This window comes from Marinobacter sp. NFXS9 (genome assembly GCF_040148665.1).
Taxonomy (GTDB): Bacteria; Pseudomonadota; Gammaproteobacteria; order Pseudomonadales; family Oleiphilaceae; genus Marinobacter_A; species Marinobacter_A mangrovi.
This window is the reverse complement of the sequence record NZ_JAGDDW010000005.1, coordinates 87815-109757: the sequence shown is the minus strand read 5'-3', so window position 1 is coordinate 109757 and position 21943 is coordinate 87815. Positions and strand designations below refer to the sequence as shown.

The window sequence follows — 21943 nt, the reverse complement described above, 5'->3', positions numbered from 1 at the left end:
CAGCGATCGCGGCACGATTGAATTCGATCTGTTCGATTGAGTTAAGACGGTGGGAGGCTGAGCTGTCAAGGCAGCCCCCTTAGACGTTGGCATCATGAAAAATGTCGCGCGCCGATGGCTCCGGCCTGACAGGCCGGGTATTGTCAAAGGTGGAGAGCGGCCCGAATATCGAGGGAAAACCTATGACCACTGTGGTCGGAATATTCTTGTTTGATGACGTCGAGGTGCTGGATTTTGCCGGTCCCTACGAGGTGTTTACGACCGCTTCGCGGGTCTATCGCAAGGCGCACCCGGTCGGGCCGGAACCTTTTTCGGTAGTGACCATTGCCCAGCATGAGGCGTTGGTCCACTCGCGAGCCGGCCTGAAAGTGTCTGCGGATTACACCATCGCCAATCATCCGTCGATTGACCTGCTATTGGTGCCCGGTGGTGTGGTGACGGCGGAGCTGGAAAAGGGCCCGGTGATTCGCTGGATCGAGAACACAGCCGAACAGGTACCGTTGACCGCTTCGGTGTGTACCGGCGCCTTCCTGCTGGCCGCCGCCGGCCTGCTCAACGGCCACACTGCCACCACACACTGGGAGGATATGGACGACCTGCGTCATATGTTCCCCGCCGTGAAGGTGTTGCCCGGCCGCCGCTGGATCGATCAGGGCGACGTGGTGACTTCGGGCGGCATCTCCGCCGGAATCGACATGAGTCTGCACCTGGTGGAGCGGATTGCCGGTCGCGACCTGGCCCTCAAGACTGCACGTCAAATGGAATTCGACTGGACTGAAAATGGCTGACACCGACGCGCTGATTGCTGACACTCCCGAGCCGCCGTATTACGTGGTGATCTTCACGTCCCTGCGCACGGACGTCGATCAGGGTTACGACGCCATGGCCCGGAAGATGGTGGCCTTGGCCGCCGAGCAGCCCGGTTTCCTGGGCGTTGAATCCGCCCGGGAAGCGGTCGGCATTACCGTCTCCTATTGGCGCGACACCGGCGCCATCCGAAGCTGGAAAGCCCATGCCGAGCATCTGGTCGCACAGGAACTGGGACGTGGGGCCTGGTACCGGCAGTATGCCGTTCGGGTGGCCCGGGTCGAACGGGCCTATTCATTCGGGGAGGCGTAACCATGGCTCACTGGCTGGTCAAGAGCGAACCGGACGAATGTGGCATCGATGATTTCGCCGCCAGGCCCGACGACACGATTCCGTGGGACGGAGTCCGCAATTACCAGGCCCGTAACTTCCTGGCGAAGATGGCGCCGGGGGATGAGGTCTTCCTGTATCACAGCAGCTGCAAACGAATCGGTGTGGCAGGGATCATCCGCGTGATGCGGGCGGCCTATCCGGATCCCCTTCAGTTTGATCCCGATTCGTCGTACTACGACGCCAAGAGCCCGCCGGATAAGCCCCGCTGGCAGGCGGTGGATATGCAGTTTGTCGAAAAGTTCGACGACGTCGTCCCGCTTCAAACCCTCAAGGCCCAGGCAGAGCTGTCTGATTTGCCCCTGGTTCGCCGAGGGGCCCGCCTCTCTGTCATGCCCGTGTCCGACGGGGAATGGCATCACATTTTGTCACTGGCCATTCGGGAAAACCCAGCAAAATAAGCCGATCCGGGGTTTGCAATGACTGACTCCACCGTGTTAATTGTCGGGCCTGCTCAGCCAGGGATGGGCTGTGAGTTGGCTTCGGAACGGCGTTGTCCGGGCATCCGCGAATCTTCGTACTTGGCGCCCGTCGCCATGCTGATAATGTGCATCCCCTAATAGATGCAGTCAGGGGCCGTTCCAGCCTCGTTGCCACCGACCCGTCGTTCTTCTTCCAGAAGAGAGTCTCTGGCAAGCCGTGTGACAGGCAATCCCTGTCCCGGTGATGCCGTTCATGTTTCGCCTCCCGATGGTTGGGCGGGCGTATCTGACGACAACGATCCCTTCCGCTGTTTGCATCCTGCGGTGCCCTTGAGGCCGAAAAACATTCTCGGGGGCTTCCGTAAAATCCGTGCAAACTTGACGGGCGTCATTGTGTACATAAAAAGCGCCATGTTCCGATAGATTGTCAACATGGGGTTGTATGGAATTCCCAGAGATGAAAGAAAAAGAAAATAAACTCGTCAACGCACGCAAACCGACCCAGGAGCGCAGTCGCGAGCGGGTGGAACGCATGTTCCAGGCTGCTGAAAAACTGCTGCTCGAGCAGGGGCCGGAATCCCTGTCCATTCCCGAAGTCGCCAAGACGTCAGGCTTGCCGCGCTCGTCGGTCTACCAGTTTTTTCCCAGCAAATACGCGCTTCTGCTGGCCATTTCTGATCAGTACGAGCAGAAGCTGGTGGATCGGATAGCGGGCCTTGATGCGGTTCTGGGGAACCTGGCACTTGCCGACGTCATGGGCAGCCTGGCGCGCACTGCGGCGGATTTCTACAACGAACACCCGATAGCCTGCATCCTGATTCTGGGAGGACCCATGAGTCGGGACGGATTTCGCGCCGGGGAGGACAGCCGCATGGGGACCGTCAACAGCATCCGTTACCTGATCGAGAAACGGATGTCCGGTGTCGAGTTCCCGACAGAGCCGGATGTGATTGCGTTTGCCATCGAAATCGCCCGTGGGTGTTTCAAGTACGGCTATTTCCGGGAAAAGACCATCAGCGACCAGACGGTGGCCGAGACGCGCACAGCGACTTACGGCTACCTCAGTACCCGCCTGCGCGCATCAAAGCCAGCCACCGTAGACTGAGCGCAGGCAGTCCACCAGCCAGGGCAACAACGCCGAGGTGGCGAACGCCGACAGGGCCATCGCCAGTCCGGAGAACGCCCCCATCACCGGGCTGACGTGGAAGGCCCGGGCGGTCCCTATGCCATGGGCGGCCACGCCCATGGCAATGCCTTTCACCCGGTCATCGCGAATGTGCAACAGGGCGAACAGGCGGGTGCCCATCAGCGCGCCGAGAATCCCCGTGACCACCACCAGCACGGCCGTCAATGACGGAATCCCGCCAATCTGCTCTGAAATCCCCATCGCCACCGGAGCGGTCACGGATTTGGGCGCCAGCGACAGTTGGGTCTCGGGAGAGGCGCCAAACAGCCAGGCAATCGTGATCGAACTCACCGCCCCGACCACCACGCCGATCAGGAGCGCGACCACCACCGGTACCAACACCGCGCGCAACCGGGAGAACTGCTGATACAGCGGGACAGCCAGGGCCACGGTGGCCGGCCCCAGCAGGAAGTGGACGAACTGGCCGCCTGCAAAATAGTCCTCGTAGGAGGTGCCGGTCAGCTTGAGAAAAGCGATCAGCATCAGAATGGCCGTAATCACTGGGTTGAGCAGCGGGTTCTGGTTGGCCAGCACATAGAGTCGATGAGCGGCCAGATAGGCTACCAGGGTGACCGTCAGTCCCAGCAGGGGCGAGGCGGACAGGTAAACCCAGATTTTCGTGAGATCCGTCTCAACCATTGCGGCGTTGCCCCCGGGTCAGCACCTTCTGGGTCGCCAGCATGGCGCCGGCGGTCACCACCATGGTGATGGCGGTGCCGAGCACCAGCGACAACGCAATGGGTAGCCATTCCTCCAGGATACGACTGAAATACACCATCATGCCCACGCCGGCGGGTACGAACAGCAACGACAGGTGGCTGAGCAGGCCATTGGCGGCCGTGTCCAGGGACTCGCTGCTGCGCTTGCGGATCACCAGTGTCAGGAACAGCAGGACCATGCCCAGGACCGGGCCGGGAATGGGCAGGCCGAACAGGCGCACAGTGACTTCGCCCACCAGTTGATAAACCAGCAGGAGCGTGATGCCATTGAGGAATTGCATGCGGGATCTCTTCCGGCAGACAGGCTGATATCGGCCTATGAAACCATTGCTGCCGGGCGATGTCACCCCACGCCCTGACGGGGTGCCAGGGCGTGGGCCGTCAGGGCCGGTTAGTCGTCGTCATCCAGATGGTGCGGGGGAATGTGGAATTCCTCCACCACAGTGCCGTCGTCGACACTCTCCAGGTGGACATCGAAGCCCCACAAGCGGTGGACGTGACGAATGACCTCCACGGTGCTGTCGCCAAGTGGTACGCCATCGACCGGCACGTGGCGCAGGGTCAGCGAGCGATCACCGCGCAGGTCCACGTTCCAGACCTGGATGTTGGGCTCCCGGTAACTGAGGTTGTATTGCCGGGCGAGTTTTTCACGTAGGGCGCGGTAGCCCATTTCGTCGTGGATGGCGGTTATGCGGTAGACGTCTTCCTCTTCATCGCTGGAGATCGCGAACAGCTTGAGATCCCGCATCACCTTGGGCGACAGGAACTGCTGGATGAAGCTCTCGTCCTTGAAGTTCTTCATCGCGAAATGCAGGGTTTCCACCCAATCCGAGCCGGCGATGTCCGGGAACCATTCCCGGTCCTCGTCGGTCGGATCCTCGCAGATGCGGCGCAGGTCGGAATAGATCGAGAAACCCAGGGTGTAGGGGTTGATGCCGGAATACCAGGGACTGTCGAACGGCGGCTGGTAGATGACGGCGGTGTGGCTTTGCAGGAATTCCAGCATGAAGCCGTCGGTGACCAGGCCCTTTTCATACATCCGGTGGAGCAGGGTGTAGTGCCAGAAGCTGGCCCAGCCCTCGTTCATCACCTGGGTCTGGCGCTGGGGATAGAAATACTGACCGATCTTGCGCACGATGCGGATCAGCTCTCGCTGCCAGGTTTCCAGCAGCGGCGCGTTCTTCTCGATGAAATAGAGCAGGTTTTCCTGGGGCTCTGACGGATAGCGCTTGCGCCGGCGTTCGTCGTCATCGCCGTCGGCGCCCATCCGGGGAATGGTCCGCCACAGGTCGTTAAGCTGGCGTTGCAGGTATTCCTCCCGCTCTTTCTGGCGACGCTGTTCCTCCGACGCCGAAATGGGGGCCGGGCGCTTGTAGCGATCGACGCCGTAGTTCATCAGCGCGTGGCAGGAGTCCAGGATCTGTTCCACCGCGTCCACGCCGTGCCGTTCCTCGCACTCGGCCACGTAATTGCGGGCGAACACCAGGTAATCGATGATCGCGCTGGCGTCGGTCCAGGTGCGGAACAGGTAGTTGCCCTTGAAGAAGGAGTTGTGGCCGTAGCAGGCGTGGGCGATCACCAGCGCCTGCATGGGCAGCGTGTTCTCCTCCATCAGGTAGGCGATGCAGGGATCGGAGTTGATCACGATCTCGTACGCCAGGCCCATCTGCCCCCGGGTATAGCCTTTCGACGTGTTCAGGAACTGCTTGCCGAACGACCAGTGATGGTAGCCCACCGGCATCCCCACGGAGCTGTAGGCATCCATCATCTGCTCGGCGCTGATCACTTCGATCTGGTTGGGATAGGTGTCCAGACCGAACTCCGCGGCGCACTTGGCGATTTCCTCGTCGTATTTGCGAATGAGATCGAACGTCCACTCGGACGTGGTCGATATCGGCTTGTTACCAACGGGCGGCTTTTCAGCGGTACCGGTCATGCGGCTTTCCTCTCGAACAACTGGCGGAAGACCGGGTAAATGTCGCCCGGATCCGCGATCTGCTGCATGGCAAAACTGTTCGGGTCCTGCTTCAGGATCTTCTCGTATTCGTACCACAGCATCTGGTGATCCTGCGGCGTGATCTCCACATAGGCGTAATACTGCACCAGTGGCAGGATCTGGTCGGCCAGGATCTTGCCGCAGATGGGGGAGTCGTCGTTCCAGTTGTCCCCATCCGACGCCTGGGCCGCGTAGATGTTCCACTCCGACGGCGAGTAACGCGCATCCACGATCTGTTTCATCAGCTTCAGGGCGCTGGAGACGATGGTCCCGCCGGTTTCCCGGGAGTAGAAGAACTCTTCCTCATCCACTTCCTTGGCGCTGGTGTGATGGCGGATGAAGACCACTTCGATGCGCTTGTAGTTCTTCTTCAGGAACAGGTACAGCAGGATGAAGAACCGTTTGGCAATGTCCTTGTGCACCTGCGTCATGGAGCCGGAGACGTCCATCAGGCAGAACATCACCGCGCTGGTGGCGGGTTTCGGTTTCTTGATGTGCTGACGGTAGCGCAGGTCGATTTCGTCGATCCAGGGGATGCGGCGGAGGTTGCCTTTCAAGCGCTTGATCTCCGCCTCCAGCGCGTCGATCTGGTCCTGCGGGCTGAAGGCGGGATCCGGTTCCTCCGGATGGGCCTTGAGTTCGGCGAGTTGGGCTTCCAGCTCCCGCAGCTTGCGCTTGCGGGCCCCGCCCAGACCCAGCCGTCGGGCGTGCGCGCCGCGAAGGGAGCGAACCACATCCAGCTTCGCCGGGATGCCCTGGGAGGTAAAGCCGGCGCGTTCGTACTTGAACGCCTCGGTATCCTTCAGCTTCTTGCGGGCCAGGTTCGGCAACTCGAGATCGTCGAACAGGAAGTCCAGGAACTCGTCCTGGGTGATCTGAAAGGCGAATTCGTCCATCCCCTCACCGTCGGGGCTGGCGCTGCCCTGACCCTGGCCGCCACCGCCGCCCTGGGGTTTCGGCACGGTGTCGCCAGCCACGAATTCCTTGTTGCCCGGATGAACGACCTCACGATGGCCGCCCGGACCGTGGTGGAAAATCGGCTCGTCAATATCCTTGGTCGGGATGCTGACATGCTCACCCCGTTCGATATCGGTAATCGACCGACGGTGGACGGCATCCGTCACCGCTTTCTTGATGTGGTGGCGGTAACGGCGCAGGAAGCGTTCGCGGTTCACTGCGCTTTTGTTCTTGCCGTTCAGGCGGCGGTCGACGACATGAGTCATCCCCATAACACTCTCCAGTTCTCGGTGGAGGTCGTCCCTGAAGGCGCAAATTGCTGCGTTGCGCAGTGCTCACACGCTCACCTACCGGACGGTATGCCTCGCGTGTTGCGCGCTGGGCGCCTTGCACTTTGCACCTTCATGAACGCCCCGGACCTCGAGTCAATTCCAGGGAGTTTCACCTTTCCTTTTTGCTGACTCCCAACCTGGTTCAGGGTCGGGTCGCTGCCGCGGTCAGGCGGCGAGCGGCCGTTCCGTTACTGGGACTTCCTGACCCGCAGGTACCATTCGGCGAGCAGGCGGACCTGCTTCTCGGTGTACCCGCGTTCGACCATCCTTTCGACGAACTGTTTGTGTTTTTTCTGATCTTCCTGCGACGCCTTCGGGTTGAAGGAGATGACCGGAAGCAGGTCCTCGGTGTTGGAGAACATTTTCTTCTCGATCACGCTGCGCAGTTTTTCGTAGCTGAGCCAGGAGGGATTCTGGCCCTGGTTGTTGGCGCGTGCCCGCAGGACGAAGTTGACCACTTCGTTGCGGAAATCCTTGGGATTGCTGATGCCGGCCGGTTTTTCGATCTTTTCCAGCTCGTCGTTGATGGCGGAGCGGTTGAGGATCTCGCCGGTTTCCGGATCCCGGTATTCCTGGTCCTGTATCCAGAAGTCCGCGTAGGTCACGTAGCGATCGAACAGGTTCTGGCCGTACTCGCTGTAACTCTCCAGGTAGGCGGTCTGGATTTCCTTGCCGATGAACTCGACGTAGTGCGGCGCCAGGTACTCCTTGATGAAGCGCAGGTAGCGTTCCTGTACTTCGTTGGGGAATTGCTCCTGTTCGATCTGCTTCTCAAGCACATAAAGCAGGTGGACCGGGTTGGCCGCGATTTCGGTGGTGTCGAAGTTGAACACCTTGGACAGGATCTTGAAGGAGAAACGGGTCGACAGACCGTCCATGCCCTCGTTCACACCGGCGGAATCCCGGTACTCCTGGATCGACTTGGCCTTGGGGTCCGTGTCCTTGATGTTCTGGCCATCGTAGACCCGCATCTTGGAGAAGATGCTGGAGTTTTCCGGCTCCTTCAGGCGGGACAGCACGGTGAACTGGGCCAGCATGTCCAGGGTGTCCGGCGCGCACGGGGCACCCTGCAGCGAGCTGTTACGCAACAGCTTGCGGTAGATGTCGATTTCTTCGGTCACCCGCACACAATAGGGCACCTTGACGATGTAGACCCGGTCGAGGAACGCCTCGTTGTGTTTGTTGTTGCGGAAGGTCTGCCACTCGGACTCGTTGGAGTGGGCGAGGATGATGCCGTCGAACGGCACCGAACCCATGCCTTCGGTGGTGTTGTAGTTGCCTTCCTGGGTGGCGGTCAGCAGTGGATGCAGCACCTTGATGGGCGCCTTGAACATCTCGACGAATTCCATCAGACCCTGGTTGGCCTTGCTCAGGCCGCCGGAGAAACTGTAGGCATCCGGATCATCCTGGGAGAACTCTTCCAGCATGCGGATGTTGACCTTGCCCACCAGGGCGGAGATGTCCTGGTTGTTGTCGTCACCGGGCTCGGTCTTGGAAATGCCGATCTGGTCCAACACCGAGGGATAGCGCTTGACCACCTTGAACTGGCTGATGTCCCCGCCGAACTCATGCAACCGCTTCACCGCCCAGGGCGACATGATGGGCTTGAGATAGCGGGTGGGGATGCCGTATTCCTCTTCCAGGATGGCGCCGTCCTCGTCCGGATCGAACAGACCCAGCGGGGACTCGTTCACCGGGGAATCCTTGATGGCGTAGAACGGCACTTTCTGCATCAACTGCTTGAGCTTTTCCGCCAGGGAGGACTTACCGCCGCCCACCGGGCCCAGCAGGTAGAGGATCTGTTTCTTCTCTTCCAGGCCCTGGGCCGCATGCTTGAAGAAGGAGACGATGTTCTCGACGGCGTCTTCCATGCCGTAGAACTCGGAGAATTCCGGGTAGCTCTTGATGACCTTGTTGGAAAAGATGCGTGAAAGGCGCGGATCACGGGAGGTGTCTATGTGTTCCGGTTTGCCGATTGCCATCAACATCCGCTCGGCTGCGGTGGCGTACGCCGACTTGTCGCTTTTGCAGATCTCCAGGTATTCCTCAAGAGTGAATTCCTCCTCCTGAGTTGATTCATACCGATCTTTGAAGTGCTGCAGAATGCTCATATAGGCCCCTCGCTCGCAATATGTTACGCACAACTACACGTGTCAGTTCCCCGATTCAGATCGTCAGGCTTGCCTTATACCGGCGCCCAGTAGATGGATGGAAAGTTTGGAAATGGGAGTGTCGAAACCCGAATGCGCCGGTCGTCGGATTCCGGTTCGACTGCTTTCAGCTTAGTTCAGCTTCTGCACCTTGGACAGTTACGAAAGGTTTTTGTTTCAGGATTATTGCTGCACATTTTTGAAGCATTATGTAAGCCGCCTGAAGACACACCGAACGCTGTTAGCGTCATGGTAGTTCGGTATGAGTCCGTGCAGGATAGAACCTCTCAATGGCTTTGATAAGGAATGCAGGATGGAGTTCAGTGAAGTCATGGCACGCCGCCACAGTGTGCGCTCCTTTGCCCCGGAACCGGTGCCGGATGCGGTGTTGAAGGATCTACTGGCGACAGCCGTGACGGCGCCCAGCTGGTCCAATACCCAGCCCTACCAGTTTGCGATTGCCCGGGGTGACGCGCTGGAATCCCTGCGCACTGAGTTGCCCCGGCGTTTTGACCGGGTGGCCGAGCTGCAGAGGGCTCCGATGCTCAAAAAGGCATTGGCCTGGGCCACTCGGGGTGGCCTGCCGGATGGCGACTTCCAGCCGGTCCACCAGTATCCATCCGATCTTCAGCCCCGTCGGGCCGCCACCGGCTATGGCCTGTATGAGATGTTGGGCATTGATCGGAAAGACTTCAAAGCCCGGCACGAACAGATGGCGGAAAACTTTCGCTTCTTCGGCGCGCCGGTCACCCTGTTCCTGTTTGTCCACGAAGGCCTGGGCGTCTACAGCGTGCTGGACGCGGGCATTTTCCTGCAGAGCCTGATGCTGGCCGCCACCGACCGGGGGCTGGGCACCTGTGCTCAGGGCGCGCTGGCCCTGTGGCGATCGCCACTGGAAAAACACTTCACGATCCCGGAGCGCTATAAACTGCTGTGCGGCATTTCCATCGGCTATCCATCCGATCACAGAATCAACGATTTCCAGCCCGAAAAGTTGGGCGTGGACGCGCTGACCATTCCCGAACGGTCATAAGCTGCTCATTTTCATCCTGATATGCCTTGCCTTCGTATATGGGTTGCTTAGACTTGAAATCAGACTGCCCTGAAAAAAATCAGCAAGGAGAGTGTCCGTGTCCCTCATTTCGCGTATTCGTCGCAGCCTGCCTGCGCTGCTGTTGGTCGTGGCCGGACCGGTGCTGGCCGCCGAGCCGGTCGTGGTGTCCTCAAAGATCGACACCGAAGGCTCGGTGCTGGGGCAGATGATCCTGCAGAGCCTGGAGCGGGCCGACATCCCGGTGGAAAACCGGATCCAGCTCGGGGCCACCCATATTGTGCGTAACGCCATCAAGGCCGGCGAAATCGATATCTATCCCGAATACACCGGCAACGCCGCCTTCTTTTACGACAAGACCGACAGCGACGTCTGGAACAAGGCGGGCCCGGCCTATGAGATGGCCAAGAAGCTGGATTACGACGCCGAGAAAATCGTCTGGCTGACGCCGGCCGATGCCAACAACACCTGGGCCATGAGCGTGCGCGGCGACCTGGCTCGCAAGGAAAACCTGGAAACCCTCGACGACCTGGCCGCCTACATCAACAACGGCGGTGCCTTCCGATTTGCGGCCAGTGCCGAGTTCGTGGAATCTGCCAGCGCCCTGCCGGCGTTCCAGAAAGCCTATGGCTTCAGTTTGAAGTCCGACCAGTTGCTGATCCTGTCCGGCGGCAACACCGCGGCCACCATGCGCGCCGCGGCGCTCAACGACAACGACGTCAACGGCGCCATGACCTACGGCACCGACGGCGGCCTCAACGCCCTGGACCTGAAAGTGATGACCGACACCAAAGGCGTGCAGCCGGTCTACCAGCCGACGCCAATCATCCGCGAGCCGGTGCTCAAGGCGTATCCGCAGATCCGCGACATCCTCAAGCCGGTGTTCGAGTCCCTTGACCTGGAAACCCTGCAGCGCCTGAACGGTGAAGTGGCCGTTAACGGTGCCCCGGCCGAGAAAGTGGCCCGGGATTACCTGGATTCCCTCAAACAGGATTGAGTTTGCCTTCCCTCGACGAACCGCCCAATCGGGTTATCACCGCACTGGGGCTATTGGCCCTGGTGCTGGTGTGGGTGCTGGATCTGGGAACGGTCCAGCCCAACCGGATCGTGCCCGGAACCGGATATGGCCTCTTTGATGCCGCCGGCTGGCTGGGGGCAGCGACCGTCTCTGTCGGATTGTGCGCCCTCATTGTGCTGGCGATCCTCCCGCTGCGCCGGCGTTATGTGCTACTTGGCCTCTTACTGACACTGGCGCTGGCGGCGCTGCCGGACCTGCTGGTCCTGTTCACCTCCGCCCACCTTCCCAAGGATTCGCCCTACGCTCGTACCGCCGTCGGCGCCGGCTTCTGGTCGCTGCTGTTCCTGCTCGTGCTGATGCTGATTGAAGTGGTGGGCCGGTTACGGATCGGGCGGCGGGGCCAGCTCGGCATTCTGGCGGTGATCTTGGCGGGCTGGGCCCTGCTGATCCGACAGGGTGGCCTCGACAGCCTGTCCCTGATGCGCGAGTTCGACAACCGGCCCGACCAGTTCCTTCAAGCCCTCTGGGCCCATCTCACGCTGGCGCTGGGCGCGGTGGCGATCAGCTTCGTACTGGCGTTTGCCCTGGTGTTGAAAATGATGCGCTCGGAAGCCTGGCGCCGGCCGGTGTTTGGTGTCGTCAGCTTTCTGCAGACCATTCCCAGCCTGGCTTTGTTCGGGCTTCTGATCGCACCGCTCAGCGCGCTGACGGCCGCATTCCCGCTGCTGCAAAGCCTGGGCATTCGTGGCATTGGTTGGGCCCCGGCGCTGCTGGCGTTGATCGCCTACAGCCTGCTGCCGATGGTGCGCAATACGTTTGTAGCGTTGACGGAAGTCCCGGACTCGGTGATCGATGCCGGACGGGGCATGGGCATGACCGAACGCCAATTGTTCCTGCAGGCGCGATTGCCGCTGGCGATCCCGGTCATCATCGAAGGCGTTCGCATTACCACTATCCAGGCGATGGGACTGACCGCAGTGGCGGCACTGATCGGCGCAGGCGGTTTCGGCACCTTTATTTTCCAGGGGCTGGGGCAGGCAGCCATGGACCTGGTCATGCTGGGCGCCTTGCCGACGATCGGACTGGCTCTCGCGGCCGACGTGGTGCTGTCCACCCTCGCCAACGCCTTGCAGCCGCGGCCCGCAGCCGCACTCCCGCAATAAGAGGACATCCAGCGGATGATCGAACTGAAAAACGTCACCCGCCGGTTCGGCCAGACCGTGGCCGTGGATCACATCGACCTGACGGTGGAAACCGGCGAAGTCTGCGTACTGGTGGGCAGTTCGGGGTGTGGCAAGTCCACCACGCTGCGCATGATCAACCGACTCCTGCCGGCCAGCAGCGGCGAGATCCTGGTCGACGGTGAGGACGTCACCGGTATGGACCTGCAGCGTCTGCGCCTGAACATGGGCTACGCCATCCAGGGCACCGGCTTGTTCCCGCACTGGACAGTGGCGCGCAACATTGCGCTGGTGCCCCGGCTCCTCAAGTGGCCGAAAGAGCGCATCGACGCCCGCGTCACCGAACTGCTGCAGATGCTGGAAATGGACCCGGCCAGCTTCGCCGACAAATACCCCCAGCAACTGTCCGGCGGCCAGGCCCAGCGGGTCGGTGTCGCGCGAGCGTTGGCGGCGGATCCCAACATCCTGCTGATGGACGAGCCGTTTGGCGCGCTCGATGCCATCACCCGGGAAAACCTGCAGCTGGAGATGCTGCGCCTGCAACGCCAGCTGAAGAAAACCACCGTCTTCGTCACCCACGACATCGACGAGGCCCTGCGCCTGGCGACGCGGATTGCCGTGATGGACCAGGGCCGCATCGTCCAGCACGACACGCCGGAGAACATCCTGCGCCGACCGGCGTCAGACTTTGTGGGAAACCTGGTAGGCAAACAGGATCGCGGCCTCAAACTGATGGCCCTGCGACCCGTGCGTGACCTGATGACGCCCCATGACAAGCCGCGCCCCGCCGAACCGGGTGCCGACGGTTTGAAGGAAGACGACAGCCTGCGGCTGGCCCTGTCGGTCATGCTCTGGCAGGACCTCAGACAGGTGGCGGTGTTCGACCACCAAGGCAACGAAACCGGTGTCCTGCTGCGTGAGCGCCTGATCGAGGGAGGCGTTTAATGCGCATCTGGCGGACGCCGATTCTATGGTTGGCCGTGTTGCTGGCGCTGACGCTGGGCATGGATGGGCTGGAACCCCTGTTCCGACTGATCCAGCCGGACACGCAAAGCGTGATTTACCAGCGGGAGACGTTCCTGTTCCTGCTGGGCAATCACGTGCTGTTGGTGCTGATTTCGGCGACGATCGGCACATTTGCCGCAGTTGCCGGCGGCATTTTCGCAACCAGGCCGTCGGGCCGGGACTTTCTGCCGCTGGTCAGCCAGATCGCCTCCATTGGCCAGACGTTCCCGCCGGTGGCGGTCCTGGCCCTGGCCGTTCCGGTGCTGGGGTTCGGGGAAGGGCCGACGCTGGTGGCACTGGTGCTGTATGGCCTGCTGCCGGTGCTGCGCAACACCCTGGCGGGACTGGACGGCATCGATCCCGCCGTCACCGAGGCGGCCCGGGGCATGGGCATGTCGGCCCGTCAGGTGCTGTTCCAGGTGGAAATTCCGCTGGCGGGCCGTGTGATCCTGGCAGGCATCCGCACCTCGGTCACCATCAACATCGCCACCGCGGCCATCGGATCGACCATTGGCGCCCGCACCCTGGGGGACCCGGTGATCGCCGGATTGGTCAACGGCAATACCGCTTACGTGCTGCAAGGTGCGCTGCTGATCGGCCTGCTGGCGCTGATGACGGACAGTCTGTTTGAAACCCTGGAAAAGCTCTGGGCCCGGCGATTGGCGCCGACGGTTTCACCCGCCTGAACCGTTCCCGCGCCGGCAAACAGCACCTATGATGGCGGAGTGTTCAGCTGATAGGGAGACCACGATGAAATACATCTTCGAAGTCCGCATCAAGGAAGGGCACACCGCCGAGGAATACGCGGATGCCTGGGTGCGTGCCAGCGAGCTGATCCAGCAGGCGCCGGGTGCCCGGGGTACCGAGCTGCACCGGATGATCGGCGATCCCATGCGTTTGATCGCCATTGCCCAGTGGGACAGCAAGGCCAGTCGGGATGCGATGGAGGGCGAGCCTAACGACGAGATTCGGGCGATCATTCGCAGCGCGGCGCCGTTTGTGGAGATTCGCCGCATCGGTGAGTTTGAAGATCCGGAATGGGTGGTGATGCCGGACAAGTCGAAAAACTGAACAGCAGTTCACGGACATTCGGTATATTGTGTGTACTATTGCGATAGTTTTCGATAGTACTGACGAGCTGCCCGCCGGGGGTGGCGATTTCACAGGGATGCGACATGTCCGTCAGCTTGCTGGTGAATGCTGCTGAAATACTCACGTTGATGTTGCTGGGCCTGTTGGGCGGTCAGATCTGCCGTCTTTGGCGCGTCGATCAGCGGCCGGCGGTTTCCAGCCAAGTGATTGCGCAGTCACCTGCCGACCTTTCCGGTCAACCGGACGTCATTCTCGCGGACTACATCGGTGAGCTGATGGCCGGCACGCAGGCGCCGCTGCCTGAACTCGCTCTACCGGACCGTGTCCCGGTCGTACCCCCGCCAGCAGACATACAGCCGAAACCCCTACCGAGTCAGCCCGAGGCAACCGCCCGGCCGTCTGATTACCCGTCGGTCGCTGCGTTGCTGGCCCACCGCTGCGACACGTCATCCGCCTGATTGATTGCCGTCGTTGGCCGGAAGCTGCTGATACCAATCCGCGTAGGGCGTGTTTGCGACCAGGCAGCGGTTATAGTCCGGCGCTCCATTGGTCCACCAAACCTCACCGCGCTCGCCCAGCGCCCGTTTCGCCTCGTCCACTGATGCCCGTGCTGCTTTTAACGCCCTGCTGTTATCGGTCTGTTTCGCATCTCGGACCTCGCGGCGGGCTGCCATCAACTGCTTCGTCCAGTACTCGCGGTCGCTGGCCGGCAGCTCTGGATTCGTGGCACGCCAGAGCCGGCCCCGTACGACGATGTAGCGATCATCCGGTGTTTTCAGCGCGGGCACGTCGCTCTTCCTCCCATCCATGACAGAATCGTCAGGTGAACCGTTCAAGTATGCTCCGGTTTGTGGGTTACACTGAGGATCAGGTCGTCGGCCATTGGTTGAGGTGGCCGGCAAACGTCGCCGTCAGACTACGGAGGACGCCGAATGGAAATCAAGACGTTTGAGGACCTCATCGACTGGGCGCGTCAACTACACGCGCACCTGGCCCGTTCCCTGAAGGAATCGGCCGGAGGCAACCAGAACGAGCGGGCCAGCGCTCTGCTCGGCTACCTGTCCGAACACGAGTCGGAGCTGGAACGCATCACCGCGGAATTCGAGAAGCAGGCGGATCCCAAGGCGATGAAGACCCGCCTGTATGATTTTTACAACCATAAGCCGTTCGACTCCTACCGCAAACCCGACCACGATTACGCCAAACTCAGCTTTGACGAGATTGCCGAGGAAATCTTCCATTTCCACGATGAGCTGATGGCGCTCTATCAGGCGTTGCTGCGCAAGGCCGAGCTGCGCGAAGTCGCCGACCTGGTTCAGGAGCTGCTGGACATGGAGCAGAACGAATCCATGCGCCTGGCCCGCCAGGTGCGCAGTATGGACGACGTCTGAACGCGTCCGACCGGATCAGGCCCGTCTTGCCCGCATTCGGGTGCCAGTGAGACGGGGCCGCCCATTCACTCCTGCACGCACCGTAAGGAGCGCGCATGGCCAGAGAAACCGCAGTCGCCGCCGACCATACGGCTGACATCGATTCATTGGTGACCGCCCTGGAGGCGGTCATCGACGGTGAAGTCCGTTTCGAAATGGGCAGTCGGGCCCTGTACGCCACCGACGCCTCCAATTACCGTCAGGTGCCGACCGGCGTCGTCATTCCTCGTCACGAGCAGGACATTGAGCAGGCGGTTGCCGTGGCGCGCCGGTTCGACGCGCCCATCCTGATGCGCGGGGCAGGGACCAGCCTGGCCGGCCAGACCTGCAATGCCGCTGTGGTCCTGGACACCTCGAAATACATGAATCGTGTGCTGGCGGTGGAACCGGAGGATCGGACCGCGGTCATCCAGCCCGGGGTTGTCTGTGACGTCCTCCGGGACGCCGCCGAGCAGCACGGCCTGACCTTCGGGCCGGATCCTTCGACCCACACCCAATGCACCCTGGGCGGCATGATCGGTAACAACAGCTGCGGTGCCCATTCCGTGATGGCCGGCAAGACCGACGACAACACCGAATCCCTGGAGATCCTGACCTACGACGGTGTGCGCATGACGGTCGGGCCCACGTCCGAGGACGAGTTGGCCGATATCATTGAGGCCGGTGGCCGCAAAGGTGAGATCTACCAAGCTCTGCGCGATCTGCGGGACCGCTACGCCGATCACATCCGCAGCGGTTTTCCCGACATCCGGCGGCGGGTGTCGGGCTATAACCTGGACGCGCTGTTGCCGGAAAACGGCTTCAACGTAGCCCGCGCGTTGGTTGGCAGCGAAGGCACCTGTGCGGTCACGCTGTCGGCCCGCATGCGATTGGTGGACAGTCCGCCGCACCGGGTGCTGGTGGTGCTCGGGTATGAGGACATCTGTCAGGCCGGTGACCAGGCACCGGCGATCCTGAAAACCGGGCCGCTTTCGGTGGAAGGCCTTGATGAGCGCATCGTCGAGGACATGCGCAAGAAAGGCTGGGGGCTGCACGCCATCGAGGGGCTGCCGGACGGCAATGGCTGGATCCTGTCGGAGTTTGGCGGGAATTCCATTGAAGAGGCGACCCGGGCTGCACAGAAGGCCATCGACAGCCAGCAGGCTCACTGCGTCGACAGCAAACTCTACACGGACCCCGACGAGGCCAATCTGGTCTGGAACGTTCGCAAGAGCGGTTCGGCCGCCACTAACGCACTGCCGGGCGAGGACGAGAGCTATCCCGGCTGGGAAGATGCGGCGGTGGACCCCGAACGGGTCGGCGACTACCTGCGCGACTTCCGCAAACTACTGGACCGCTACGGCTATCGGTCCTCACTCTACGGGCATTTTGGCGACGGCTGCATCCACGGCCGCATGACGTTCGACCTGTCCAGCCACGAGGGCGTTGCCACTTGGCGCCGTTTCCTCGATGAAGCCGCCGACCTGGTGGTGGCCTATGGCGGGTCGCTGTCCGGCGAGCACGGCGATGGGCAGGCACGGGCGGAGCTCTGGCCCAGGATGTTCAGCCCGGAATTGATGGATGCTTTCCGGGCATTCAAGACGATCTGGGACCCGCAGGGCCGTCTCAATCCCCACAAACTGATCGATCCGTACCGCATCGACGAGCACCTGCGAACCGGCCCGGACCATGACCCCGTCGAACCGGAACCGCTGTATTTCAGTTTTCACCGGGACGAGGGGCGTTTCTCCTCCGCGGCCCATCGTTGTGTGGGCGTGGGCAAGTGCCGCAGCTACGCCGGGGGCACCATGTGCCCGAGCTATCGGGGCACACAGGAAGAGAAGCATTCCACCCGGGGACGGGCGCGGCTGCTGTTCGAGATGCTCCACGGCGACACGCTGGAAGGTGTCTGGAACAACGAGTCCGTGCATGAAGCCCTGGACCTCTGCCTCGCCTGCAAAGCCTGCCGGCAGGAGTGCCCGGTGCAGGTGGACATGGCCACCTACAAGGCCGAGTTCATGGCCCACTACTACGAGCATCACCGGCGCCCGCGCCAGGCCTGGACGCTGGGGCTGATCCACGAATGGTCCCGGGTGGCGGGAAAGGCGCCGCGCCTCTTCAACGGGCTGACGCGGCTGCCCGGCGCCGCCGCTGTCGTTCGCCAACTGACCAGTATGACCGCTGAACGGGATCTGCCGTCATTTTCGCCCCATCCGTTCACCCGGGATTATCGATCGGTATCGGTGCCGGAAGGGCGCCCGGCGGTGATGCTGTGGCCTGATACGTTCAACAACTTCCTGCAATCCGACTGTCTACAGTCGGCATCTCGGGTGCTGGAGCACCTGGGCTATGCCGTCCAGTTGCCGGGGCGACCGGTCTGCTGCGGCCGGCCGCTGTACGACCACGGCATGCTCGAGCGTGCCCGCTGGCGCCTGAGGCAGGTGCTGGAAACGCTGGCACCGGCGATCGAGGCCGGTATTCCGGTCGTGGGGCTGGAGCCCTCCTGTATGAGCACGTTCCGCGAGGAACTGCTGAACTTCTTCCCGGACGACCGGCGCGCCCAATGGCTGGCGGAGAACACCTGGTTGTTCCCGGACTTCCTGGCGCAGCAGACGGATCTGTCACTGCCGAGTCTCGATGGGGACGCCTGGGTGCATGGCCACTGTCACCAGAAGGCTCTGGCCGGCATGGCAGGCACCCGCTCGCTGCTGGAAGGTCTGGGGCTAAAGGTGAGCCTGCCGGATAATGGTTGCTGTGGGATGGCGGGCGCGTTCGGCTTCGATGCCGACAAGTACCCGGTCTCCATGCGCATTGCCGAGTCGGCGATGCTGCCGTCACTTCGGGAGACGCCGCAGGACACGTATCTGATTGCGGACGGCTTCAGTTGTCGCGAGCAGATCCGGCACGGCAGCGGTCGCACGGCGTTGCACACGGCCCAGTTGCTGGACCGGGCCATGCAGGGCAGGGAAGGCTAGCGTGCGGCTTTATGCGGCTGGCTTGACCGGTGTCATACTGGGAGCCCGGCCGCTGTGAGAGCATCAACCGATCAGCCCCTTGGCGATCTCGTCAGACTTCGATGGCGCGCGGGGCGCTACTACGGCGGGGATGCTTCTTATGGAAATCAGGACCTTTGAAGATCTCATCGACTGGGCGAGGCAGCTCCACGGGCATCTGTCCCGCAGCCTGGATGAGTGCAGTGGCCGCAATGAAAACGAGCGGGCCAGTGCCTTGCTCCATTACCTGTCCGAGCACGAGGCGGAGCTTGAGCGTATCACCGCCGAATTCGAGCGTCAGGCCGATCCCAAAGCGCTGAAAACGCGGCTGTACGACTTCGTCCGCCATCATGCCTTCCAGACCGACCGCAAGACCGATGCCCACTACGCCACGCTCGGTTTCGACGACATTGCCCGGGAAATCTTTGCCTTCCACGATGAGTTGATCGCCCTTTACGAGTCGCTCGTCCGCAAGGCTGAAATCCCCGAAGTCGCTGAGCTCATGGCGTCGCTGTTGGCGATGGAAACCAATGAGTATATGCGTCTCGCCCGACAGGTGCTCAGCATGGATGATGTCTGATCCTGGCGGAGCGACAGCCAGGTGCTCCGCCAGGGCTGAGATTAATGGGTGTTCGTGATTCGGGTGACCACCGCGTCCACCACGTCGGGATGCCAGAGCAGGCGATGATGGCCCAGACCGCGAGTCTGAAGCACGTCAGCGACCGTCCAGCTGACCCGGACCCGTTCACTCTGGGGCGGCGGAACATGCCGGTCATCGCTGTCGTACACCACCAAACCGTTGCCGGGCAGTCCCGACGCCAGATGCGGGAGTGACAGTTGGTTCCACAGGTCCTCCCCAAAACGGTCTTCCATCATTCGGCGGTGATCGCGCAGGACGCCGGTGGGAACGCCCAGCGTAGCCCCCAGCCCATTGACCACCGATGATAAGTCGGACGGCGGCGCCAGCAGAACCAGGTGAGTCGTGCCCAAGCCGCGCGTTAACGCCCGGGCGGCCGCCAGTGAACCCAGAGAGTGGGCCAGGATGGCACGCACGGGCCCGGCACTCTGTCCGACACGCCGAACCACCTCCGCCATTTCAAACAGATCGGTCTGCGAACCCTGGGCCCGTCCATGGGCCGGCGCATCGAACAGCACCACCCGATAGCCGGCGGCCACTAACGGTTTGACGTAGGCACCGAACTGGATACCCGCACCGGACCAGCCATGCACGCCCAGCACCGTCGGCCCTTCACCCCAGCTGTAGATCGGGATGGTATGGGCGCCGTGGTGGAGCTGGGTGTGGCTGTCGGCTTCGTCCAGCAGGTACTCGTAGCGGGAGGGCATCGGCAGTCGCGAAGGACGGAAGAATTGCCGATTCACCAGACTGGCGGCTCCGGTCGGCGAAACCCGGGCGTACAGCGAAAGGCCTAGTCGCCGCAATGAGCGGTTCAGTCCCGGCCGCGCGGATCGGGGCTTGTCAGGGAGACGGGTGACGGCCGGAAAGGCTTTGACGGGAACGTTCATGATCAGCACTCCTGGCAGGGATCCTCGGTGGATCCCGGTGGATGACAGGATCAGGTTACGGCTTGCCCCGATTCGCCAGGAGTGTCATATTTGACATATAAAGTGCTGAATAGGTCATTGCGTCATGATCACGGTTGCCATCGTTGCCCAACCATACTGCCATGCCAGCGGCGTCCATGGCGTGATGGATTTCTTCGCCACCGCGAACTACTGCGGCCGCAAGATGTCCGAACAGCCCCTGTTTGAGTGCCACATCGTGACGGCCGACAGCGAGCCGGTGCGAGGCTATAGCGGCGCGCTGGTCACGCCGACGGCGCGCCTTGACGATCTCAAGCCGGATCTGATTGTGGTGGGGTCGGCGCTGGAGGCCGTGGTGGTCGATACCTACGTCGAGCGCGCGCTGGACGCCGCCCGGCCGTTGTTTGGCTGGTTGCGATCGGGGGCGGATCGCGGCGCCCTGTTGGCGAGCGTCTGTACCGGCAGCTTCGTGCTGGCGGAAGCCGGGCTGCTGGACGGCATGGCTGCCACGACACACTGGCGCGCAGCGAACCTGTTTCAGCAACGCTATCCCGACGTGCGGCTGGAGGTGGATCAACTCCTGGTGGATAACGGCCCGGTGATATGCGCCGGCGGGGCATCGGCGTTTTCCGACCTCTGCCTGTACCTGGTGGAACGGCTGGCTTCACCGGCGGTGGCGCTGGCGTGCAGCAAACTGCTCGTGTTGGACAACCGGCGCATGGAGCAGACGCCCTACATGCGATTCTATGGCCACAAGGCGCATCAGGACGCGTCCATCCTCAAGGCGCAGACCTGGCTGGAGACCCATTACGCCGAGCCTGTGGCCATCGATCAGGTGGCCGACATCGCCGCGCTGGGGCCGCGCACGTTCAAACGCCGTTTCAAGGATGCCACCGGGGAGACGCCCATTGGTTACCTGCAGCAGCTGCGGATTGAAGCCGCCAAACATTTCCTGGAATCGAGCCGCGACCAGACGGCGCAGATCATCTGGCGGGTGGGTTACGAGGATGCTTCATCCTTCAGACGCCTGTTCAAGCGTTCCGTGGGCTGCACTATGGAGCAGTATCGCAAGCGGTTCAGCTACGTCGTGCCGCTGACGGCATAGCTGCCAAGGGCGTAGCAATTTGGATGTTTGAATGGGGTTGTGCTGACGACAGCGTCGGCCTAATCTTCCTGAACAGGCAGAGGGGAAGTTGCCTGCAGTCGCACCAACACTGTCACCATGTCACCGTACATCCTCCACGGAAAAGGAGTGGTTGCCATGTCCGATGTTCCCGTTACATCCATTCTGGTTATCGCCTCGACGTCCACCGTCGCCAATGCCGGGTCCAATATGTTCGTGGAGGTCCTGATCCCGCAGGTGGCGGCCTCTGAGGTATCGCTGCCCGGATCGCAGGGCTCGACGCAGGTCATTACCATGCCGGCCTCCGGCACCAAAACCATCAGCGAGATCACACCGGCCGATATCAACCTGAGTACCGAGCCGCCCAATGAGGGGGACGCCTGGCTGCCCTCGGCGTTCTATGTGCTGGGTAAAGGGGATTCCGGCGATTATGAGGTCATCTGCGCGATTCCCGAGTGGCCCACCGACGTCTGGTTGAGTGAGGATCCCAATGACCCCAATGCCTATCCGGCGGTCACGCTGGCTCAGGTCCTGAGCCACGTCTGATCCAGCTCCAACCGTTCATCAACA

Annotated in this window: 23 protein-coding genes; 16 read left to right on the top strand and 7 right to left on the bottom strand. The window is 61.8% G+C overall.

What is annotated here, in order from left to right:
- The first annotated feature begins 182 nt into the window (after window positions 1-182).
- From J3364_RS09790 to J3364_RS09775, 4 genes are all read left to right on the top strand, one after another.
- Window positions 183-788: a DJ-1/PfpI family protein gene (locus J3364_RS09790; RefSeq protein ID WP_349558186.1), complete on the top strand. Its 606-nt coding sequence runs from the start codon at window positions 183-185 to the stop codon at window positions 786-788.
- Window positions 781-1119 (top strand): antibiotic biosynthesis monooxygenase family protein, encoded by a 339-nt coding sequence (locus tag J3364_RS09785; RefSeq protein WP_349558185.1) that lies wholly within the window; start codon window positions 781-783, stop codon window positions 1117-1119. The genes J3364_RS09790 and J3364_RS09785 overlap by 8 nt, the downstream gene beginning before the upstream one ends.
- A gap of 2 nt (window positions 1120-1121) precedes the next feature.
- Complete coding sequence (locus J3364_RS09780; protein WP_349558184.1) at window positions 1122-1598, top strand: EVE domain-containing protein; 477 nt, start codon at window positions 1122-1124, stop codon at window positions 1596-1598.
- Between the two features lie 478 nt (window positions 1599-2076).
- A complete protein-coding gene (locus tag J3364_RS09775; protein WP_349558183.1) occupies window positions 2077-2724 on the top strand; it encodes a TetR/AcrR family transcriptional regulator in 648 nt (215 codons plus the stop codon).
- Here J3364_RS09775 and J3364_RS09770 read toward each other — a convergent pair.
- From J3364_RS09770 to J3364_RS09750, 5 genes are all read right to left on the bottom strand, one after another.
- Window positions 2701-3444, bottom strand: a complete 744-nt coding sequence (locus tag J3364_RS09770; RefSeq protein WP_349558182.1) for an LrgB family protein — start codon at window positions 3442-3444, stop codon at window positions 2701-2703. The genes J3364_RS09775 and J3364_RS09770 overlap by 24 nt on opposite strands.
- Entirely contained in the window at window positions 3437-3805 is a 369-nt protein-coding gene (locus J3364_RS09765) for a CidA/LrgA family protein (protein WP_349558181.1), read from the bottom strand. Before J3364_RS09765 ends, J3364_RS09770 begins: the two co-directional genes overlap by 8 nt.
- A gap of 110 nt (window positions 3806-3915) precedes the next feature.
- Window positions 3916-5460 carry a SpoVR family protein gene (locus J3364_RS09760; RefSeq protein WP_349558180.1) on the bottom strand — a complete coding sequence of 515 codons (1545 nt, stop codon included), beginning with the start codon at window positions 5458-5460 and terminating at the stop codon, window positions 3916-3918.
- Entirely contained in the window at window positions 5457-6749 is a 1293-nt protein-coding gene (locus J3364_RS09755) for a YeaH/YhbH family protein (protein ID WP_349558178.1), read from the bottom strand. Before J3364_RS09755 ends, J3364_RS09760 begins: the two co-directional genes overlap by 4 nt.
- 248 nt (window positions 6750-6997) lie before the next feature.
- Window positions 6998-8920 carry a PrkA family serine protein kinase gene (locus J3364_RS09750; RefSeq protein ID WP_349558177.1) on the bottom strand — a complete coding sequence of 641 codons (1923 nt, stop codon included), beginning with the start codon at window positions 8918-8920 and terminating at the stop codon, window positions 6998-7000.
- A 352-nt stretch (window positions 8921-9272) separates the two neighbouring features.
- Here J3364_RS09750 and J3364_RS09745 point away from each other — a divergent pair, with 352 nt between their 5' ends.
- The 7 genes from J3364_RS09745 (at window position 9273) to J3364_RS09715 (ending at window position 14764) form a co-directional block, all read left to right on the top strand.
- Complete coding sequence (locus J3364_RS09745) at window positions 9273-9992, top strand: nitroreductase (RefSeq protein WP_349558176.1); 720 nt, start codon at window positions 9273-9275, stop codon at window positions 9990-9992.
- A gap of 97 nt (window positions 9993-10089) precedes the next feature.
- Window positions 10090-11007: a glycine betaine ABC transporter substrate-binding protein OsmF gene (osmF, locus tag J3364_RS09740; RefSeq protein WP_502882496.1), complete on the top strand. Its 918-nt coding sequence runs from the start codon at window positions 10090-10092 to the stop codon at window positions 11005-11007.
- A 2-nt stretch (window positions 11008-11009) separates the two neighbouring features.
- Window positions 11010-12191 (top strand): ABC transporter permease, encoded by a 1182-nt coding sequence (locus tag J3364_RS09735; protein WP_349558175.1) that lies wholly within the window; start codon window positions 11010-11012, stop codon window positions 12189-12191.
- Between the two features lie 15 nt (window positions 12192-12206).
- The gene (locus tag J3364_RS09730) at window positions 12207-13154 is read left to right on the top strand and encodes an ABC transporter ATP-binding protein (protein WP_349558174.1); all 948 of its coding nucleotides are present in this window, start codon (window positions 12207-12209) and stop codon (window positions 13152-13154) included.
- Window positions 13154-13900 (top strand): ABC transporter permease, encoded by a 747-nt coding sequence (locus J3364_RS09725; RefSeq protein WP_349558173.1) that lies wholly within the window; start codon window positions 13154-13156, stop codon window positions 13898-13900. The genes J3364_RS09730 and J3364_RS09725 overlap by 1 nt, the downstream gene beginning before the upstream one ends.
- A gap of 64 nt (window positions 13901-13964) precedes the next feature.
- Window positions 13965-14285, top strand: coding sequence for an antibiotic biosynthesis monooxygenase family protein (locus tag J3364_RS09720; RefSeq protein WP_349558172.1), 321 nt, complete (start codon window positions 13965-13967; stop codon window positions 14283-14285).
- Window positions 14286-14389: 104 nt separating this feature from the next.
- Window positions 14390-14764: a hypothetical protein gene (locus J3364_RS09715; RefSeq protein WP_349558171.1), complete on the top strand. Its 375-nt coding sequence runs from the start codon at window positions 14390-14392 to the stop codon at window positions 14762-14764.
- On the opposite strand, the gene J3364_RS09710 is transcribed toward J3364_RS09715, so the two are convergent.
- The gene (locus J3364_RS09710) at window positions 14753-15115 is read right to left on the bottom strand and encodes a hypothetical protein (RefSeq protein ID WP_349558344.1); all 363 of its coding nucleotides are present in this window, start codon (window positions 15113-15115) and stop codon (window positions 14753-14755) included. The genes J3364_RS09715 and J3364_RS09710 overlap by 12 nt on opposite strands.
- 123 nt (window positions 15116-15238) lie before the next feature.
- Between J3364_RS09710 and J3364_RS09705 the strand changes: the two genes are divergently transcribed.
- The 3 genes from J3364_RS09705 (at window position 15239) to J3364_RS09695 (ending at window position 19288) form a co-directional block, all read left to right on the top strand.
- Entirely contained in the window at window positions 15239-15697 is a 459-nt protein-coding gene (locus tag J3364_RS09705; RefSeq protein WP_349558170.1) for an ATPase, read from the top strand.
- Between the two features lie 95 nt (window positions 15698-15792).
- Entirely contained in the window at window positions 15793-18690 is a 2898-nt protein-coding gene (locus J3364_RS09700) for an FAD-binding and (Fe-S)-binding domain-containing protein (RefSeq protein WP_349558169.1), read from the top strand.
- A gap of 139 nt (window positions 18691-18829) precedes the next feature.
- Complete coding sequence (locus J3364_RS09695) at window positions 18830-19288, top strand: ATPase (RefSeq protein ID WP_349558168.1); 459 nt, start codon at window positions 18830-18832, stop codon at window positions 19286-19288.
- Between the two features lie 41 nt (window positions 19289-19329).
- Here J3364_RS09695 and J3364_RS09690 read toward each other — a convergent pair whose 3' ends face one another.
- Entirely contained in the window at window positions 19330-20232 is a 903-nt protein-coding gene (locus J3364_RS09690) for an alpha/beta hydrolase (protein WP_349558167.1), read from the bottom strand.
- A gap of 124 nt (window positions 20233-20356) precedes the next feature.
- Here J3364_RS09690 and J3364_RS09685 point away from each other — a divergent pair, with 124 nt between their 5' ends.
- Both J3364_RS09685 and J3364_RS09680 read left to right on the top strand, forming a co-directional pair.
- A complete protein-coding gene (locus tag J3364_RS09685) occupies window positions 20357-21355 on the top strand; it encodes a GlxA family transcriptional regulator (RefSeq protein WP_349558166.1) in 999 nt (332 codons plus the stop codon).
- 156 nt (window positions 21356-21511) lie between these two features.
- On the top strand, window positions 21512-21919 hold the full coding sequence (locus J3364_RS09680) for a hypothetical protein (protein ID WP_123635865.1): 408 nt from the start codon (window positions 21512-21514) through the stop codon (window positions 21917-21919).
- The last annotated feature ends 24 nt before the right edge of the window (window positions 21920-21943 follow it).